This is a genomic window from Luteimonas marina, assembly GCF_007859325.1.
In the GTDB taxonomy this organism is placed as follows: domain Bacteria; phylum Pseudomonadota; class Gammaproteobacteria; order Xanthomonadales; family Xanthomonadaceae; genus Luteimonas; species Luteimonas marina.
Map to the genome: position 1 here is coordinate 78,285 of NZ_VOHK01000001.1, position 16,867 is coordinate 95,151.

The 16,867-nt window shown below is 69.9% G+C and carries 19 protein-coding genes; 15 read left to right on the plus strand and 4 right to left on the minus strand.

Features of this window, described 5'->3' with window-relative positions; translation table 11 throughout:
• From pyrG to truD, 7 genes are all read left to right on the plus strand, one after another.
• The gene (gene pyrG / locus FQY83_RS00345) at positions 1–1,683 is read left to right on the plus strand and encodes a CTP synthase (RefSeq protein WP_146384046.1); all 1,683 of its coding nucleotides are present in this window, start codon (positions 1–3) and stop codon (positions 1,681–1,683) included.
• A gap of 151 nt (positions 1,684–1,834) precedes the next feature.
• Complete coding sequence (gene kdsA / locus FQY83_RS00350) at positions 1,835–2,668, plus strand: 3-deoxy-8-phosphooctulonate synthase (protein WP_146384048.1); 834 nt, start codon at positions 1,835–1,837, stop codon at positions 2,666–2,668.
• 20 nt (positions 2,669–2,688) lie between these two features.
• On the plus strand, positions 2,689–3,975 hold the full coding sequence (gene eno, locus FQY83_RS00355; RefSeq protein WP_146384050.1) for a phosphopyruvate hydratase: 1,287 nt from the start codon (positions 2,689–2,691) through the stop codon (positions 3,973–3,975).
• Positions 3,976–3,985: 10 nt separating this feature from the next.
• Positions 3,986–4,327: a cell division protein FtsB gene (gene ftsB / locus FQY83_RS00360; protein ID WP_146384052.1), complete on the plus strand. Its 342-nt coding sequence runs from the start codon at positions 3,986–3,988 to the stop codon at positions 4,325–4,327.
• Between the two features lie 35 nt (positions 4,328–4,362).
• Positions 4,363–5,088: a 2-C-methyl-D-erythritol 4-phosphate cytidylyltransferase gene (gene ispD, locus FQY83_RS00365; protein ID WP_146385265.1), complete on the plus strand. Its 726-nt coding sequence runs from the start codon at positions 4,363–4,365 to the stop codon at positions 5,086–5,088.
• A 58-nt stretch (positions 5,089–5,146) separates the two neighbouring features.
• On the plus strand, positions 5,147–5,635 hold the full coding sequence (ispF, locus tag FQY83_RS00370) for a 2-C-methyl-D-erythritol 2,4-cyclodiphosphate synthase (protein WP_272952435.1): 489 nt from the start codon (positions 5,147–5,149) through the stop codon (positions 5,633–5,635).
• On the plus strand, positions 5,632–6,672 hold the full coding sequence (gene truD, locus FQY83_RS00375; protein WP_146384056.1) for a tRNA pseudouridine(13) synthase TruD: 1,041 nt from the start codon (positions 5,632–5,634) through the stop codon (positions 6,670–6,672). Before ispF ends, truD begins: the two co-directional genes overlap by 4 nt.
• Positions 6,673–6,858: 186 nt before the next feature.
• On the opposite strand, the gene FQY83_RS00380 is transcribed toward truD, so the two are convergent.
• The gene (locus FQY83_RS00380; protein WP_146384058.1) at positions 6,859–7,398 is read right to left on the minus strand and encodes a Smr/MutS family protein; all 540 of its coding nucleotides are present in this window, start codon (positions 7,396–7,398) and stop codon (positions 6,859–6,861) included.
• 122 nt (positions 7,399–7,520) lie between these two features.
• Here FQY83_RS00380 and surE point away from each other — a divergent pair, with 122 nt between their 5' ends.
• The 4 genes from surE to FQY83_RS00400 all read left to right on the plus strand — a co-directional run bounded on the left by surE (position 7,521) and on the right by FQY83_RS00400 (position 10,457).
• Positions 7,521–8,303, plus strand: coding sequence for a 5'/3'-nucleotidase SurE (gene surE, locus FQY83_RS00385; protein ID WP_146384060.1), 783 nt, complete (start codon positions 7,521–7,523; stop codon positions 8,301–8,303).
• The gene (locus tag FQY83_RS00390; protein WP_146384062.1) at positions 8,300–8,983 is read left to right on the plus strand and encodes a protein-L-isoaspartate(D-aspartate) O-methyltransferase; all 684 of its coding nucleotides are present in this window, start codon (positions 8,300–8,302) and stop codon (positions 8,981–8,983) included. The genes surE and FQY83_RS00390 overlap by 4 nt, the downstream gene beginning before the upstream one ends.
• Positions 8,983–9,636: an exopolysaccharide biosynthesis protein gene (locus FQY83_RS00395; RefSeq protein ID WP_146384064.1), complete on the plus strand. Its 654-nt coding sequence runs from the start codon at positions 8,983–8,985 to the stop codon at positions 9,634–9,636. The genes FQY83_RS00390 and FQY83_RS00395 overlap by 1 nt, the downstream gene beginning before the upstream one ends.
• A gap of 68 nt (positions 9,637–9,704) precedes the next feature.
• Positions 9,705–10,457 carry a peptidoglycan DD-metalloendopeptidase family protein gene (locus tag FQY83_RS00400; protein WP_238333350.1) on the plus strand — a complete coding sequence of 251 codons (753 nt, stop codon included), beginning with the start codon at positions 9,705–9,707 and terminating at the stop codon, positions 10,455–10,457.
• Positions 10,458–10,599: 142 nt separating this feature from the next.
• On the opposite strand, the gene FQY83_RS00405 is transcribed toward FQY83_RS00400, so the two are convergent.
• Positions 10,600–10,977: an Mth938-like domain-containing protein gene (locus tag FQY83_RS00405; RefSeq protein WP_146384068.1), complete on the minus strand. Its 378-nt coding sequence runs from the start codon at positions 10,975–10,977 to the stop codon at positions 10,600–10,602.
• 22 nt (positions 10,978–10,999) lie between these two features.
• On the minus strand, positions 11,000–11,305 hold the full coding sequence (gene yhbY, locus FQY83_RS00410; protein WP_146384070.1) for a ribosome assembly RNA-binding protein YhbY: 306 nt from the start codon (positions 11,303–11,305) through the stop codon (positions 11,000–11,002).
• A gap of 142 nt (positions 11,306–11,447) precedes the next feature.
• On the opposite strand from yhbY, the gene rlmE reads away from it, so the two are divergent.
• From rlmE to FQY83_RS00430, 4 genes are all read left to right on the plus strand, one after another.
• Positions 11,448–12,095, plus strand: a complete 648-nt coding sequence (gene rlmE / locus FQY83_RS00415; RefSeq protein ID WP_146384072.1) for a 23S rRNA (uridine(2552)-2'-O)-methyltransferase RlmE — start codon at positions 11,448–11,450, stop codon at positions 12,093–12,095.
• Positions 12,096–12,125: 30 nt separating this feature from the next.
• A complete protein-coding gene (gene ftsH / locus FQY83_RS00420; protein ID WP_146384074.1) occupies positions 12,126–14,039 on the plus strand; it encodes an ATP-dependent zinc metalloprotease FtsH in 1,914 nt (637 codons plus the stop codon).
• 242 nt (positions 14,040–14,281) lie between these two features.
• Positions 14,282–15,181, plus strand: coding sequence for a dihydropteroate synthase (folP, locus tag FQY83_RS00425; protein ID WP_146384076.1), 900 nt, complete (start codon positions 14,282–14,284; stop codon positions 15,179–15,181).
• A gap of 55 nt (positions 15,182–15,236) precedes the next feature.
• A complete protein-coding gene (locus FQY83_RS00430; RefSeq protein ID WP_146384078.1) occupies positions 15,237–15,503 on the plus strand; it encodes a DksA/TraR family C4-type zinc finger protein in 267 nt (88 codons plus the stop codon).
• Positions 15,504–15,686: 183 nt separating this feature from the next.
• On the opposite strand, the gene FQY83_RS00435 is transcribed toward FQY83_RS00430, so the two are convergent.
• Positions 15,687–16,775 (minus strand): tetratricopeptide repeat protein, encoded by a 1,089-nt coding sequence (locus FQY83_RS00435; protein ID WP_146384080.1) that lies wholly within the window; start codon positions 16,773–16,775, stop codon positions 15,687–15,689.
• Positions 16,776–16,867 lie beyond the last annotated feature (92 nt).

The following is a 16,867-nucleotide window of genomic DNA, read 5'->3' on the forward strand; positions in this document are numbered from 1 at the left end:
ATGACCTCCCCCAGTCCCGTCACGCCGCTCGTTTTCGTCACCGGCGGCGTGGTGTCCTCGCTCGGCAAGGGCATCGCGGCCGCCTCGCTGGCCGCGATCCTCGAGGCCCGCGGCCTCCGGGTGACGATGATGAAGCTGGACCCCTACATCAACGTCGACCCGGGCACGATGAGCCCGTTCCAGCACGGCGAGGTCTACGTCACCGACGACGGCGCCGAGACCGACCTCGACCTTGGCCACTACGAGCGCTTCATCAACGTCCGCCTGTCGGGAAAGAATTCGATCACCACCGGCAAGATCTACGAGTCGGTGATCCGCAAGGAGCGCCGCGGCGACTACCTCGGCGCCACCGTGCAGGTGATCCCGCACATCACCGACGAGATCAAGCGCTGCATCGACGCCGCCACGCAAGGTTACGACGTGGCCCTGGTCGAGATCGGCGGCACCGTCGGCGACATCGAGTCGCTGCCGTTCCTGGAGGCGATCCGCCAGATCCGCACCGACCGCGGCGCCGACAAGGCCGTGTTCATGCACCTGACCCTGGTGCCCTACATCGCCGCGGCCGGCGAGCTCAAGACCAAGCCGACCCAGCATTCGGTCAAGGAACTGCGCTCGATCGGCATCCAGCCCGACGTGCTGCTGTGCCGCTCCGAGCAGCCGCTGCCCGACGGCGAGCGCCGCAAGATCGCCTCGTTCACCAACGTGCCGGAAAAGGCGGTGATCTCGGCCATCGACCTCGACAACATCCACAAGATCCCGATGTGGCTGCATGCGCAGGGCCTGGACGCGATCGTCGTCGACCGCCTGCGGCTGGCCGACAAGGCCGCGCCCTCGGCCGACCTGTCGGAATGGCTGTCGGTGGTGGACGCCACCGAGCATCCGATCGACGAGGTCACGATCGCGGTCGTTGGCAAATACGTCGACCACAAGGACGCCTACAAGTCGGTCGGCGAGGCGCTCAAGCACGGCGGCATCCGCCAGCGCACGCGCGTGAACCTGAAGTGGATCGAGTCGCAGGACGTCGAGCGCGACGGCGCGGAGGCGGTGCTGGGCGGCGTCGACGGCATCCTCGTGCCCGGCGGTTTCGGCGACCGCGGCTTCGAGGGCAAGGTGCTGGTCGCGCAGCATGCGCGCGAGCGCGGCGTCCCGTACTTCGGCATCTGCTACGGCATGCAGGCGGCGGTGGTCGACGTCGCCCGCCACCTGGCCGGGCTGGAAGGCGCCAACAGCACCGAGAACGACCGCCGCACGCCGCACCCGGTGATCGGCCTGATCACCGAATGGCGCACGAGCTCGGGCGAGGTCGAGAAGCGCGACGAGAAGTCCGACCTCGGCGGCACCATGCGCCTGGGCCTGCAGGAGCAGCGCATCAAGCCCGGCACCCGGGCGCGCGAGCTGTACGGCAGGGACGTGGTCGGCGAGCGCCACCGCCACCGCTACGAGTTCAACAACCGCTACCGCACCCAGCTGGAAGACGCCGGCCTGGTGATCTCGGCCAAGTCGATGGACGACCTGCTGGTGGAGATGATCGAACTGCCGGGGCATCCGTGGTTCATCGCCTGCCAGGCGCACCCGGAATTCCTGTCCACGCCGCGCGGCGGCCATCCGCTGTTCGTCGGCTTCATCCGCGCCGCGCGCGAGCAGAAGGCCGGGGGAAAGCTGTTGAAGGAGGCGTCGGCGTGACCTCCGCTTCCGCTTCTGCTTTTGCCCCCTCCCCTTCAAGGGGAGGGCTGGGGTGGGGATGGTGTTCCGCTGCTGCATGCCCACTCCAGGCGACAACACCATCCCCACCCAACCCTCCCCTTGAAGGGGAGGGCTTTAAAGGCATCGCGCGATGAAACTCTGCGGCTTCGAAGTCGGCCTCGACCAGCCGTTCTTCCTGATCGCCGGCCCCTGCGTGATCGAGAGCGAGCAGCTGCAGCTCGACGTCGCCGGCCGGCTCAAGGAGATCACCGATCGCCTCGGCATCCCCTTCATCTTCAAGTCCAGCTTCGACAAGGCCAACCGCACCTCCGGCACCAGCTTCCGCGGCCCGGGCATGGAGGAGGGCCTGCGCGTGCTGGGCGAGGTGAAGCGCCAGATCGGCGTGCCGGTGCTGACCGACGTGCACGAGTACACGCCGATGGACGAGGTCGCCTCGGTCGTCGACGTGCTGCAGACCCCGGCCTTCCTCGTGCGCCAGACCGACTTCATCCGCAAGGTCTGCAGCGCTGGCAAGCCGGTCAACATCAAGAAGGGCCAGTTCCTGTCGCCGTGGGACATGAAGCCGGTGGTCGAGAAGGCCAAATCCACCGGCAACGACCAGATCATGGTCTGCGAGCGCGGCGCCAGCTTCGGCTACAACAACCTCGTCTCCGACATGCGCTCGCTCAGCGTGATGCGCGACACCGGCTGCCCGGTGGTGTTCGACGCGACCCACTCGGTGCAGCTGCCGGGCGGGCAGGGCACCTCCAGCGGCGGCCAGCGCGAGTTCGTGCCGGTGCTGGCGCGCGCGGCGGTCGCCGTGGGCGTGGCCGGCGTGTTCATGGAGACGCATCCCGACCCGGCCAAGGCGCTGTCCGACGGCCCCAACGCCTGGCCGCTCGACAGGATGGAGGCGCTGCTGGAAACGCTGCTGGCGCTCGACGGCATCACCAAGAAAAACGGCTTTCTCGAATCCACCCTCTGACCACGGAACCCGACGACACGATGAGCACGATTGCCAGGATCCACGCCCGCGAAATCCTCGACTCCCGCGGTAATCCCACCCTCGAAGCCGAAGTCACGCTCGCCGATGGATCGTTCGGTCGCGCCGCGGTGCCGTCCGGCGCCTCCACCGGCGCCAAGGAAGCGGTCGAACTGCGCGACGGCGACAAGACGCGCTACCTCGGCAAGGGCGTGCAGAAGGCCGTCGGCAACGTCAACGGCACGATCGCCGAGACCCTGGCCGGCTTCGAGGCCGACGACCAGGCGGGCCTGGACAAGCGCCTGATCGACCTCGACGGCACCGAGAACAAGGGCCGCCTGGGCGCCAACGCGCTGCTGGCGGTGTCGCTGGCGAACGCGCACGCGGTGGCGGCGTCGAAGCAGCTGCCGCTGTGGAAGCATCTCGCCGGCGACACCGCCCCCGTGCTGCCGGTGCCGATGATGAACATCATCAACGGCGGCGCGCACGCCGACAACAATGTCGACTTCCAGGAGTTCATGGTGCTGCCGGTCGGCGCCGCCTCGTTCTCCGAGGCGCTGCGCTGCGGCACCGAGATCTTCCACGCGCTCAAGTCGGTGCTCAAGGGCCACGGCCTGAGCACGGCGGTCGGCGACGAGGGCGGCTTCGCCCCGGATTTCCGCAGCAATGTCGAGGCGCTCGACACCATCCTCGAGGCGATCGGCAAGGCCGGCTACAGCGCCGGCGACGACGTGCTGCTGGGCCTGGACGTGGCCTCCAGCGAGTTCCACGACAGCGGCAAGTACAACCTCGTCGGCGAGAACAAGCGCCTGACCAGCGAGCAGTTCGTCGATTTCCTCGCCGACTGGGCCGCGCAGTACCCGATCATCACCATCGAGGACGGCATGGCCGAGGACGACTGGACCGGCTGGAAGCAGCTGACCGACCGCGTCGGCAAGACCGTGCAGCTGGTCGGCGACGACCTGTTCGTGACCAACCCGAAGATCTTCCGGGAAGGCATCGACAGCGGCACCGCCAACGCGATCCTGATCAAGGTCAACCAGATCGGCACGCTGAGCGAGACGCTGGAGGCGATCGCGATGGCCGACGCGGCGCACTACGCGGCGATCGTCTCGCACCGCTCCGGCGAGACCGAGGACACCACGATCTCCGACATCGCCGTCGCCACCACCGCGACCCAGATCAAGACCGGCTCGCTGTGCCGCAGCGACCGCGTGGCCAAGTACAATCAGCTGCTGCGCATCGAGGAACAGCTCGGCGCCGCCGCGAAGTACGCCGGCCGCGACGCGTTCGTCTCGCTCAAGCGCTGACGGGACGGCCATGCGCTGGTTGCGGGTCCTGCTGCTGGCGCTGCTCGTGCTGCTGGGCTGGCTGCAGTACCGCCTCTGGTTCGGCGAGGCGGGCACCCGCGCGGTCGAGGAGCTCGATGCGCGGGTCGAGCAGCAGCGTCGACAGAACGAGGGCCTGGCCCAGCGCAACGCCGCGCTCGCGGCCGAGGTGGCCGACCTCAAGTCCGGCGAGGCCGCGATCGAGGAACGCGCGCGCAACGAACTGGGCATGATCAAGCCGGGCGAGACCTTCTACCGCGTGGTCGACGACGAGCGGGGTCCGCCGCCGCAGGCGCCGGCGCCGGCGGATGAAGAAGAGGGCGAGGCACCGTGAGCCCGAGCGCAGGCGCCTTCGACTCCGTGCCGGCGGTGCCGCGCCCGGGACAGGCCTGGGCGATCGTGCCTGCCGCAGGCTATGGGACGCGTTTCGGCGGCGGGTTGCCGAAGCAGTACGTCGAGGTCGCGGGCATGCCGCTGATCGCGCACGCGCTCGAGGCGCTGCTGTCGCATCCGGGCGTGCGCGGCGCAATGGTCGCGCTGTCGGCGGACGATCCGCACTGGCCGGGCTGGGACGAGATCGCGGGCAAGCCGGTGCTGCGCTGCGCGGGCGGCGAATCGCGCGCGGATTCGGTGCTGGCCGGCCTGCAGGCGTTGCCGGAAGAGGTGCGCGCCGACGAATTCGTGCTGGTGCACGACGCCGCGCGCCCCAACCTGCGCCACGACGACCTGGGCGCACTGCTCGAACGCGGCCGCAACGATCCCGTCGGTGCGATCCTTGCCGCACCCGTGCGCGACACCCTCAAGCGCGCGGGCGACGACGGCGGCATCGACGGCACCGAACCGCGCGAGCGTCTGTGGCGCGCGCTCACCCCGCAGCTGTTCCGCCGCCTGCAGCTGACCCGCGCGCTGGAAGCCGCGCGCGACGCCGGCATCGCCGTCACGGACGATGCGATGGCGATGGAACGGCAGGGCATGCGGCCGCTGCTGGTCGAGGGGGACGAGGAGAATTTCAAGATCACCACGCCTGCGGACCTGGAGAGGTTCCGGTTCGTCCTGGCGCAGCGCGGACAGGATGTTCGCGTTGGTGGTGGGTAGAAGCGTCGCCACGAACCACCAACCACCCACCACGAATCGACGAAGGCAAGAGAAGACAGTGACGCTCCCATCCATCCGCATCGGCCAAGGTTACGACGTCCACGTCTTCACCGACGGCGATCACGTCATGCTCGGCGGCGTGCGCGTGCCGCACGACCGCGGCGTGCTCGCGCACAGCGATGGCGACGTGGTGCTGCACGCGCTGTGCGACGCGATGCTCGGCGCGCTGGCGCTGGGCGACATCGGCGTGCATTTCCCGCCGTCCGACCCGCAGTGGAAGGGCGCCGACAGCCGCGCCTTCCTGCGCCACTGCGACGCGCTGCTGCGCGCGCGCGGCTGGCGCGTGGGCAATGCCGACGTCACCGTGGTCTGCGAGCGGCCGAAGATCGGTCCGCACGCGGAAGCGATGCGCATGCTGATCGCGGGCGAACTCGGCGTCGGCCTCGACGACATCAGCGTCAAGGCCACGACCAGCGAGAAGCTCGGCTTCACCGGCCGCGGCGAGGGCATTGCCGCGCAGGCGGTGTGCCTGCTCGTGCCGGCGTGAGCGACGACGGCCTGCCGCGCGCGCACGGCGCGCCGGTGCTGCGGGCGCGCATCCGCCAGGTGCCGGAAGACTTCATCGTCGCCGAGATCGACGCCTTCGAGGCCAGCGGCGCCGGCGAACACCTGCTGCTGACGATCGAGAAGCGCGGCATGAACACCGCCTTCGCCGCGCGGCGGATCGCGCAGTGGGCCGGCGTGCCGGAATCGGCCGTCGGCCATGCCGGGCTCAAGGACCGGCATGCGCTGACGCGGCAGCGGTTCTCGGTGCAATTGCCCGGCCGCGAGGATCCGCCGCTGGAAGCGCTGGCATTCGAAGATGCGGCCAGCGGCGAGGCGCTGCGCGTGCTGGGCGCGACGCGCCACGCCCGCAAGCTGCCGCGCGGCGCGCTGGCGGGCAACCGCTTCGAGCTGACGCTGCGCGAGGTGGACGGCGGGCACGGGGCCATCGAGACGCGCCTGCAGGCGATCCGCGACCGCGGCCTGCCGAACTATTTCGGCGAGCAGCGCTTCGGCAGGGACGGCGGCAACCTCGCGCGCGCGCTGGCGATGTTCGCGGGTCGGCGCGTGCGTCGCGAGGAGCGTTCGATGCTGCTGTCCGCCGCCCGTTCGGAATTGTTCAACCACGTGCTGGCGCGCCGCGTCGGCGACGGCAGCTGGGATCGCGGGCTGGAGGGCGAGGTCTGGATGCTGGACGGCAGCCGCAGCGTGTTCGGTCCGCAGCCGTTCGACGACGCGCTGGCCGGGCGCCTGGCGGCGTTCGACATCCATCCCACCGCGCCGCTGTGGGGCAGGGGCGAACCGCGCAGCACGGGCGATGCGCTGGTGCTGGAGCTGGCCGTGCTCGACAGCGATACGGCGCAGCGGCTCCGCGTGGGGCTGGAAGCGGCTGGCCTGAAGCAGGAGCGGCGCGCGACCCGGCTGCGGCCGTCGGAACTGGACTGGGAGTGGCTGGGAGCGGACGTGCTGCGCCTGCGGTTCGGACTGCCGCCCGGCGCCTATGCGACCAGCGTGCTGGCCGAACTTGGGTCGGTTTGCTGAGGAGCGACCGTCGCGGACTTACCCCCACCCCGGCCCTCCCCCGCAGGCGGGGGAGGGAGCAGAGCCCCGCTTTTCGCTCCCTCCCCCCGCTCGCGGGGGAGGGTTGGGGTGGGGGCCCACCGAAGGCAACACACCGTCCACTGGCCGCCGCCCCCATCGAGTCACGAACGCGCCGCGCAACCGCCCTCAGCGCGGCCTGATCAGCACCAGCACCGCCCCGGTCCCGCCCTGCGCGGCAGGCGCGGAGTGGAAGGCCAGCACGTCGCCGCGCTGGCGCAGGACGCGATCGACCAGGTTCTTCAGCACCGGCACGCCGTCCGAGCCCAGCCCCTTGCCGTGGATCACGCGCACGCAGGACAGGCCGGCGTCGCGCGCATCGAGCAGGAAACGCCGCAGCAGCGCTTCCGCGCCGGCGGCGGTCGCGCCGTGCAGGTCCAGTTCGTCCTGCGCCGCGTACTGGCCCTGCGCGAGGCGCCTGAGCACGCGCGCCGGCACCTCGTCGCGGCGATGGCGCAGGCTGTCGCCCGGTTCCAGCGGTTCGGAGGCGAGCATGCGCCGGAACTCGCCGATCGCCTCGGCATCGTCCAGTTCGGCCATGCGCGTGCCCGGCCGCGGCTTCGGGCGCGCCGGCGGCGCCGCGCTGCGCGGCAGCTCGCGCACGCGGCCGATCGCGCTGCGGAACAGCGCCGCGTCGTCGTCTTCGGGCGGCTTGCGGTCGGTCGTCATTCGTCACGCATCGGTCATCCGTCGCCAGTATGCCGCGATCCGGCGCGCGGCTGCGGGATCGTGGCGCACGCATCCGGTATCATGTCGCGAGCACATTCGATGCAAGGTGGATCCAGAGGTTCATGCGCGTACTGGTCAGCAACGATGACGGTGTCGATGCCCCCGGCATCCGCATCCTTGCGCAGGGCCTGCGCGATGCCGGCCACGACGTGCTGATCGTCGCCCCCGACCGCGACCGCTCCGGCGCCAGCAATTCGCTCACCCTCGACATGCCGCTGCGCGTGCAGCAGCTTGAACGCGACGTCTGGCGCGTCTACGGCACGCCCACCGACTGCGTGCACGTCGCGATCACCGGCATGCTGGAGCTGGAGCCCGACATCGTGGTCTCGGGCATCAACAACACCGCCAACCTCGGCGACGACGTGATCTATTCCGGCACCGTGGCCGCGGCGATGGAAGGGCGCTTCCTCGGCCTGCCCGCGGTCGCGATGTCGCTGGCCACCGTCAACCACGACGGCCGCCACTACGAGACCGCGGCGCGCGCGGCGGTCGAGATCGTCGAGCGATTGAAGGCCGATCCGCTGCCGGCCGACACCATCCTCAACGTCAATGTGCCCGACCGCGCCTGGAGCGAGGTCGCCGGCTTCGAGGTCACGCGCCTGGGCAATCGCCATCGCGCCGAGCCCTGCACGAAGCAGGAAGATCCGCGCGGCCGCACCTGGTGGTGGATCGGCGCGGCGGGTCCGGAGATGGACGCCGGCCCCGGCACCGACTTCCACGCCGTGCGCTTCGGCCACATCTCGATCACGCCGATCCACGTCGACCTCACGCGCTACCAGGCGCTGGAGCAGGTCGCGAGCTGGGTCGGCAGCCTCGCCGCCGAGCTGAAGGAGCCGCGCCCGTGAACCCGCGACTGCGCCTGCAGCCCGAGGCGATCGGCGTCGGCATGACCTCGCAGCGCGTGCGCGACCGCCTGATCGAGCGCCTGCGCGACAACGGCATCCGCGACGAGCGCGTGCTCAACGCGATCCGCACCGTGCCGCGGCACCTGTTCGTCGACGAGGCGCTGGCCACGCGCGCCTACGAGGACACCGCGCTGCCGATCGGCCACGGCCAGACCATCTCCCAGCCCTGGGTGGTCGCGCGCATGACCGAGGCGCTGTTCGAGGACGGCCACGCGCCGCAGAAGGTGCTGGAAGTGGGCACCGGCTCGGGCTACCAGGCCACCGTGCTCGCCGCGCTGGGACTGGAGGTGCACACCGTCGAGCGCATCGGCGACCTGCTGCGCGTGGCGCGCAAGCGCTTCCGCTCGCTCGGGCTCAACGTGCGCAGCAAGCACGACGATGGCCGCGTCGGCTGGCCGGAGAACGGGCCCTACGACGGCATCCTCGTCACCGCCGGCGCGCCGGCGCTGGTCGACGCGCTGACCGAACAGCTCGCGCCCGGGGGCATCCTGGTCGCGCCGGTCGGCGCCGCCAACGCCCAGCAGCTGCTGATGCTGCGCAGGGAGGCCGACGGCAGCATCGCCCGCCGCGACCTCGGCCCGGTGGTCTTCGTGCCGCTGCTGTCGGGCACGATCGGCTGATGGCCGCGCACGCCTCGCCCGCCGCGGGTGCCGACGAGGGAAGCCTGGGCGATCAGATCGCCGGGATGATCGAGCGCCTGCCGCCCGACCACGTGACCCTCGGCGAACTGCTCGACCTGTTCGGCGACGAAGGCCTGCTGCTGCTCACGATCCTGCTGACCCTGGTGTTCCTGATCCCGGTGTCGATCCCGGGCGTGAGCACCGTGTTCGGCGCGGCGATCCTGCTGGTCGGCGTCAGCCGCCTGTCGGGCCGCCAGCTGTGGCTGCCTGCGCGCGTGCGCGACCGCCGGCTGCCGTCCGACCGCCTGCGCCCGGGGCTCGCCGGCGGGCTGCGCTGGGTGCGACGGCTGGAGAAGCTCAGCCGGCCGCATCGCCTGCGCGCGGTGGTCGACGGGCGCGCCCAGGACATCGTCAACAACCTCGCCTTCATCCTCGCCGCGCTGCTGCTGATGGCGCCGTTCGGATTCGTGCCGTTCAGCAATACCCTGCCAGCGTTGGCGCTGCTGGCCTACGCGATCGGCTTCATCCAGCGCGACGGCGGCGCGGTGCTGCTCGGCCACCTCGCCAACATCGGCACGATGATCTACTTCGGCGTGCTGATCGGCGGCGGCGGGCTGGTGGCGCAGGAACTGTTCAAGCGGTTCGCGGCATGATCGACGCGGCTCCGGGGACATACATGGATTCGATGACGGCAGCGACGAAGGCGACGACACGATGGCGCATGCCCGCGGCGGCCCTGCTGGCCGCGCTGGCGCTGGTCCTGCTGGCCGCGTGCAGCAGCAAGGTGGTGCGCACGCCCGGCACGACCTCCGCGCCGAAGGTCTCGACGCCCCGGCCCGGCGCCAGCGTCGTGGTCCAGCGCGGCGACAACCTGTACCGGCTCGCGGTCAACAACGGCATCAGCCCGATGGACCTGGCGCTGTGGAACGGCATCTCGTCGCCGTACACGATCTATCCCGGGCAGCGGTTGCGGCTGTATCCCTCGTCCGGCGCCGCGGCATCGCGCCCGGCGGCCACGTCGGCTTCCCCTTCAGCGCAGCGTCCGCCGGTGCGCCCCACGCAGGCGCCGCCGCAGCCGGCGACACCGCCGCCCGCGACCAGCGCCATCACCTGGCGCTGGCCGACCGACGGCCAGATCCTCAACCGCTTCGTGTCCGGCCAACCGACCCGGCAGGGCATCGACATCACCGGCAAGAGCGGCCAGGCGGTCCGCGCGGCGGCCGACGGCGTGGTCGTGTACTCCGGCTCCGGCCTGGTCGGCTACGGCGAACTGGTCATCGTCAAGCACGACGAACAGTGGCTGTCGGCCTACGGCCACAACCGCACCCGCCTGGTCAGCGAAGGCGCGCGGGTGAAGGCGGGGCAGCAGATCGCCGAGATGGGCAGCACTGGCGCGGCGCGCGAGATGCTGCACTTCGAGATTCGCTACAACGGCAAGCCGGTCGATCCGCTGTCTTACCTGCCGAAGCGCTGATCGTTCGAAAGCGCTGAGACCTGTCATCCCGAGCGCAGCGAGGGACCTTCTTCCAGACGATCGGACGCAAGATCCCACGCTGCGCTCGGGATGATGGGCATATGGCCGGGACAACGCGATGCCGGCAGGCTTGGGCGACCGGTCAGGGCTTCCCGAGCACGAACCCCGCCACCACCCGTCGGCCCTCGCTCGCGAGCACGTCATAGGTGCGCGCCGCCGCGGCATTGGCCATCGATTCGAGCCCGATGCCGCGCGACAGGCACATGGCCTGGGTTTCCGGCGGCGGGAACACCTGGCGTTCGCCGGTGCCGAGCAGGATCAGCTCCGGCTGCAGCGCCAGCAGCGGTGCGAGGTCGTCGGGGCGCAGCGTCGCGGCGTCGAGCACCGGCCAGTCTTCGACCAGACGGTCGGGGGCGACGAGGAAGCTGGCCGTCAGGCGGCGGTCGTTGACCAGCGCGGAGCGGCCGTCGGCGCCGCGCAGGAAGAATTCGAAATCGGGCTGTTCGTGGACGAGTTGCATCGACGGCGGGCGCTGGCTGCGCCTAGGAGCGCGGCAGCACGATCTGGCGCTTGTCCTTCGAGGGTCGGTACAGCACCGCGACGTGGCCGATCCGCTGCACCAGCGCGGCGCCGGCGCGCTGCGTGATTTCGCCGATCAACTGGTCGCGCTCGTCGCGGTCGCCGGCGGCGACCTTGATCTTGATCAGTTCGTGGTGCTCCAGGGCGCCGTCGATTTCGGCCACCAGCGCGTCGGTCACGCCCTTGCCGCCCACCTGCAGCATCGCCTTGAGGTCGTGTGCCTGCCCGCGCAGGAAGCGGTTCTGGGCGGCGGTCAGGGCGATGGACATCGGGAATATCGGCGGGCTGCGGAGGACCGCAGGGTATCATGCCGCCTCGCAATCCCTCCCGGGGGCTTCGTGCGGTCGATGCCGCATCGGCGGGCCCCCACCCCGACCCTCCCCGCACGCGGGGGAGGGGGACTAATGAAACATGGCCACCCGCAGCAAGAGCAGCCAGCGCTGGCTGAAGGAACACTTCTCCGACCCCTTCGTGAAGAAGGCCCAGGCCGAGGGGCTGCGCTCGCGCGCGGCCTACAAGCTGGAGGAACTGGTCGAGCGCGACCGCCTGCTCAGGCCGGGCATGGTCGTGGTCGACCTCGGCGCGGCCCCGGGCGGCTGGTCGCAGTGGATCCGGCAGGAGCTGGACCGGCTCGACCCCGCGCGCCCGGGCCGGGTACTGGCCCTGGACATCCTGGAGATGCCGCCGCTGGCCGGGGTCGAGTTCCTTCATGGCGATTTCAGGGAGGATGCGGTCTTATCGAACCTTGAGACGATGCTGGCCGGACAGCCCGTGGACCTTGTGTTGTCCGACATGGCCCCCAACAAGAGCGGTGTGGAAGCGGTCGACCAGCCGCGGGCGATGTATCTGTCGGAACTGGCGATGGACTTCGCCGACCGCCACCTCAAGCCCGGCGGCGCGTTCCTGATCAAGCTGTTCCAGGGCACGGGCTTCGACGATTTCGTGCGCGACCTGCGCAAGCGCTATGCGAAGGTCGCGATCCGCAAGCCGGCGGCGTCGCGCAGGCGTTCGCCGGAAGTCTATGCGCTGGCGCAGGGCAAGCTGCCGGCAATCAAGTAGCATGACCCCATTGGAGTCCCGGAAATCCCGATGAACGACCTGGTGAAAAACCTCCTGCTGTGGGCGCTGGTCGCCGTGGTGCTGATGCTGGTGTTCAACAGCTTCAACCCGGGCGCAAGCGCCACCAGCGAAGTGCGCTACTCGCAGTTCATGGAGCAGGTGCGCCGCGACCAGATCAAGTCGGTGAAGATCGCCGAGGACGAGAAGACGGTCGAGTTCGTCACCAAGGGCGGCGATACCGGCACCGTGATCGCGCCGCGACGCGACGAAGGCATGATGAACGACCTGCTCAACCACAAGGTCGAGATCCAGGCCGCGCCGCCGTCGAGCGGGCCGTCGCTGGTGTACATCCTGATCAACCTGCTGCCGGTGGCGCTGATCATCGGCTTCTGGTTCTTCATGATGCGGCAGATGCAGCAGGGCGGCGGCAAGGGTGCGATGTCGTTCGGCAAGTCGCGCGCCAAGCTGCTCAACGAGGACCAGACCAAGGTCACCTTCGCCGACGTCGCCGGCTGCGACGAGGCCAAGGAGGAAGTGTCCGAACTGGTCGAGTTCCTGCGCGATCCGTCCAAGTTCCAGAAGCTCGGCGGCAAGATCCCGCGCGGCGTGCTGATGGTCGGCCCGCCCGGCACCGGCAAGACGCTGCTGGCCAAGGCGATCGCCGGCGAGGCCAAGGTGCCGTTCTTCAGTATTTCCGGCTCCGACTTCGTCGAGATGTTCGTCGGCGTCGGCGCCAGCCGCGTGCGCGACATGTTCGAGCAGGCCAAGAAGCACGCGCCGTGCATCATCTTCATCGACGAGATCGACGCGGTCGGCCGCCATCGCGGCGCCGGCTTGGGCGGTGGCCACGACGAGCGCGAGCAGACGCTGAACCAGCTGCTGGTCGAGATGGACGGCTTCGAGGGCGGCGAGGGCGTGATCGTGATCGCCGCGACCAACCGTCCCGACGTGCTCGACCCGGCGCTGCTGCGCCCGGGGCGTTTCGACCGCCAGGTCGTGGTCGGCCTGCCCGACGTCAAGGGCCGCGAGCAGATCCTGCGCGTGCACATGCGCAAGGTGCCGCTGGCCGAGAACGTCGTGCCGATGACGATCGCGCGAGGCACCCCGGGTTTCTCGGGCGCGGATCTCGCCAACCTCGTCAACGAGGCAGCGCTGTTCGCCGCGCGCGAGAACGCGAAGGACGTGCGCATGGACCACTTCGACAAGGCGCGCGACAAGATCCTGATGGGCGCCGAGCGCCGCTCGATGGCGATGAGCGAGGACGAGAAGACGCTAACGGCCTACCACGAGGCCGGCCACGCCATCGTCGGCCGCCTCGTGCCCGAGCACGACCCGGTCTACAAGGTCACGATCATTCCGCGCGGCCGCGCGCTGGGCGTGACCATGTACCTGCCCGAGGGCGACAAGTACAGCTACAACCGCACCGCGATCGAGTCGCAGCTGTGCTCGCTGTACGGCGGCCGCGTCGCCGAGGAACTGATCTTCGGCGCCGACAAGGTCACCACCGGCGCCTCGAACGACATCGAGCGCGCGACCAAGATGGCGCGCAACATGGTCACCAAGTGGGGCCTGTCGGAGGAGCTGGGTCCGATCGCCTACAGCGAGGACGAGGACGAGGTGTTCCTCGGCCGCTCGGTGACCCAGCACAAGAGCGTGTCCGACGACACTGCGCGCAAGATCGACGAGGTCGTGCGCGGCATCCTCGACAAGGCCTACGGCCGCACCACGGGGATCCTCACCGACAACCTCGACAAGCTGCACGCGATGGCGAAGCTGCTGCTGGAGTACGAGACCATCGACGTGCCGCAGATCGACGCGATCATGGAAGGCCGCGAGCCGCCGCCGCCGATGGGCTGGATCGAGTCCGGCAAGGGCGGAGGCAAGGGCGATGACGGCGATTCGCGACCGCTGCCGCCGATCGGCGGGCCGGCGGAGCAGACCTGACGGGGCCGGGATTGGTGATTGGTCATCGGTGATTCGAAAAAGCAGCGGCGCCGGTCCCCCGGCGCCGTTCTTTTTTGCCGTCATCCCTCGTCCCCCATCATCCCTCGTCCTCCGTCATCCCGGCGAAAGCCGGGATCCATGTTGCCGTCGCCCTTTGCTTCAAGAGCCCATGGATCCCGGCTTGCGCCGGGATGACGAAGGGAAGCGCTAGACTTCCCGCCAGTCACGAATCACCAATCACCATGTTCGACACCTCCCCCCAACTCGACTGCGCCGGCCGCATCCTGAAGCTCGACCGCCCCCGCGTCATGGGCATCGTCAACGTCACGCCCGATTCGTTCTCCGACGGCGGCGCGCATGACACGGTCGAGGCCGCCGTGGCGCACGGCCTGCGGCTGGCGGAAGAGGGCGCGGACATCCTCGACATCGGCGGCGAATCCACGCGGCCGGGCGCGGACGAGGTGCTGCTCGACGAGGAACTGCGCCGCGTGATCCCGGTGATCGAGCGCCTGGCGCGCGAGACGACGCTGCCGATCAGCATCGATACCTCGAAGCCCGAGGTGATGCGCGCCGCGGTGGCGGCCGGCGCCGGCATGGTCAACGATGTCTACGCGCTGCGCCGTGAGGGCGCGCTCGACGCCGCCGCGGAACTGGGCGTGCCGGTGGTGCTGGTGCACATGCTCGGCGAACCGCGCTCGATGCAGGACGCGCCCGAATACGACGACGTGGTCGGCGAGGTGCACCGCTTCCTCGCCGAGCGCATCTTCGTCGCGGAAATGGCCGGCATCGCCAAGAAGCGCATCGTGGTCGATCCAGGCTTCGGCTTCGGCAAGGCCGCGCCGCACAACCTGCAGCTGCTCGCGCAGCTGGAGTGCTTCACCGAACTCGGCGTGCCGGTGCTGGCCGGGCTCTCGCGCAAGCGCACGATCGGCGAGCTGACCGGTCGCGACGACCCGCGCGAACGCCTGCACGGATCGGTGGCCGCGCACGTGATCGCGGCGCAGCGCGGCGCGGGCATCGTGCGCGTGCACGACGTCGCCGCGACCGTGGACGCCTTGAAAGTCTGGCAGGCCGTCGCCACCGTCCCCTTGCCGAGGAAGGCCGCAGACGCGCCGGCGATCCGCTGGCCCGACGAAACCTGAACATCGATTGCGGTAAACCGGTTGCAAGGCACGAAAGGCTGACGGGAGAATCCACATGGCAACCGGCTGGGCGGGCGACGGCGCGGTACAGGACCAGATCGACGCGACCGTGAAGGACGCGATCAAGCGTGCGCGCAGCCAGCTGCCGCAGGGTCCGGGCCGTGCCCGCTGCGAGGAATGCGATGCCCCGATCCCGGAGGCGCGGCGCAAGGCGATGCCGGGCGTGCGCCTGTGCATCGCCTGCCAGGAGGCCGAGGAGCAGGACGGGCAGGCGCATGCCGGCTACAACCGGCGCGGCAGCAAGGACAGTCAGCTGCGTTAGGGCGGGTCAGGATCAATGCTGTCACCCTGAGCCCTTCGGCTGCGCTCAGGGCAGGCTCTGCGAGGGATCTGCTTTCGCGTGTCACGCTCGGCCAACAAGCGAGATCCCTCGCTGCGCTCGGGATGACATCCTGTTGGCCAGGCGCGACCCGATGGCGGCCCCGGTCGTGCCGGTGCCGCGCCGCTACAGCCCCTTGTGGCGCAACTGGTCCAGCTTGGCCTGGTAGCGCTCGCCCATGTTGCGTCCCGCGACGGCCTGCGCGCGGCGCAAGGCTTCGCCGGCCTTCTGGAAGCTGCCCAGGTGCAGGTACGCGCGCGCGAGCCCGTAGTGGAAGCGGTGCTCGCCGTCGTACAGCTTGATCGCGCGGCGATAGTGCACCGCGGCGTCCTCGTAGTTGCCGCGCTTCTCGTCGTCCATCGCCAGCATGAAATAGTGGAACGGATTGCGCTGGCGCGCCCTCTCGATCCGCGTCCTGAACTCCGCTTCCTTGCGCCGGTCGCCGCGCCCCGCGTACAGCGAGGCAAGGTTCATCAACGCGCCGTCGTGCAGCCTGTCGACCTCCAGCGCCTTCAGGAAATGGCGTTCGGCCTCGTCCGGCCTGCCTTGTCTCAGGGATAGCACGCCGACGTTGTTCCAGGCCGAGGCATAGCCGTCGTCCATCCGCAGGGCGGCCGCCATGTACGCACCGGCTTCGGCGAGCTTGTTCTCCGCGAGCAGGCTGGCGGCGCGATTGCTGTAGTAGATCGCCAGCAGGCGGTCGTCGCTGATCCGCTTCGGGGGCTCGCCGGCCAGGACGCTGTCACTGGCGACGTCGATGGAGAGCCGGTGCTGGTTGACGCGGATGCCGGTATTGACGTGATTGCTGAAATACAGGGTGTCGCCTTCGCTGTACCAGGACAGCGTCCGCGCGATTTCCTGGCCGTAGGCGTCGATGCCGGCTTCCCGCGCCAGCGCGATCGTCAGCAGGGTGAAGGTCAGGCAGTTCGCCTTGCGCGTCCGCCAGGCCTCGGCGACGGTGTAGTTGCCGTCGTGCTGGTAGATCATGCCGAGTCCGTCCGGATCGAACATGAAGCGGACCAGGTGCTCCAGGCGCTGCTGGTCGGATGCTCCGCCCTGCACGACGACGCGCGCGTGCAGCACGGCGCGCAGGTCGTCGGGTATCGCGAGGACCTGCTCGGGCGAGGGGGGCTGCAGCAGCTCGGCGGGCTGCGGCGGCGTATCCGTCGTCGCGGGTGCCAGGGCCAGGGCCGCGGTCAGAAGCCATGTGAACATGCGGAGTACCTCCCGTGTCCAGCCGCTGTCCGGAAGTCTACGCCTTTTGCGGGCCGCCGGTGTGTTGTGCGGCGGCGGCACAGACTGGCGAA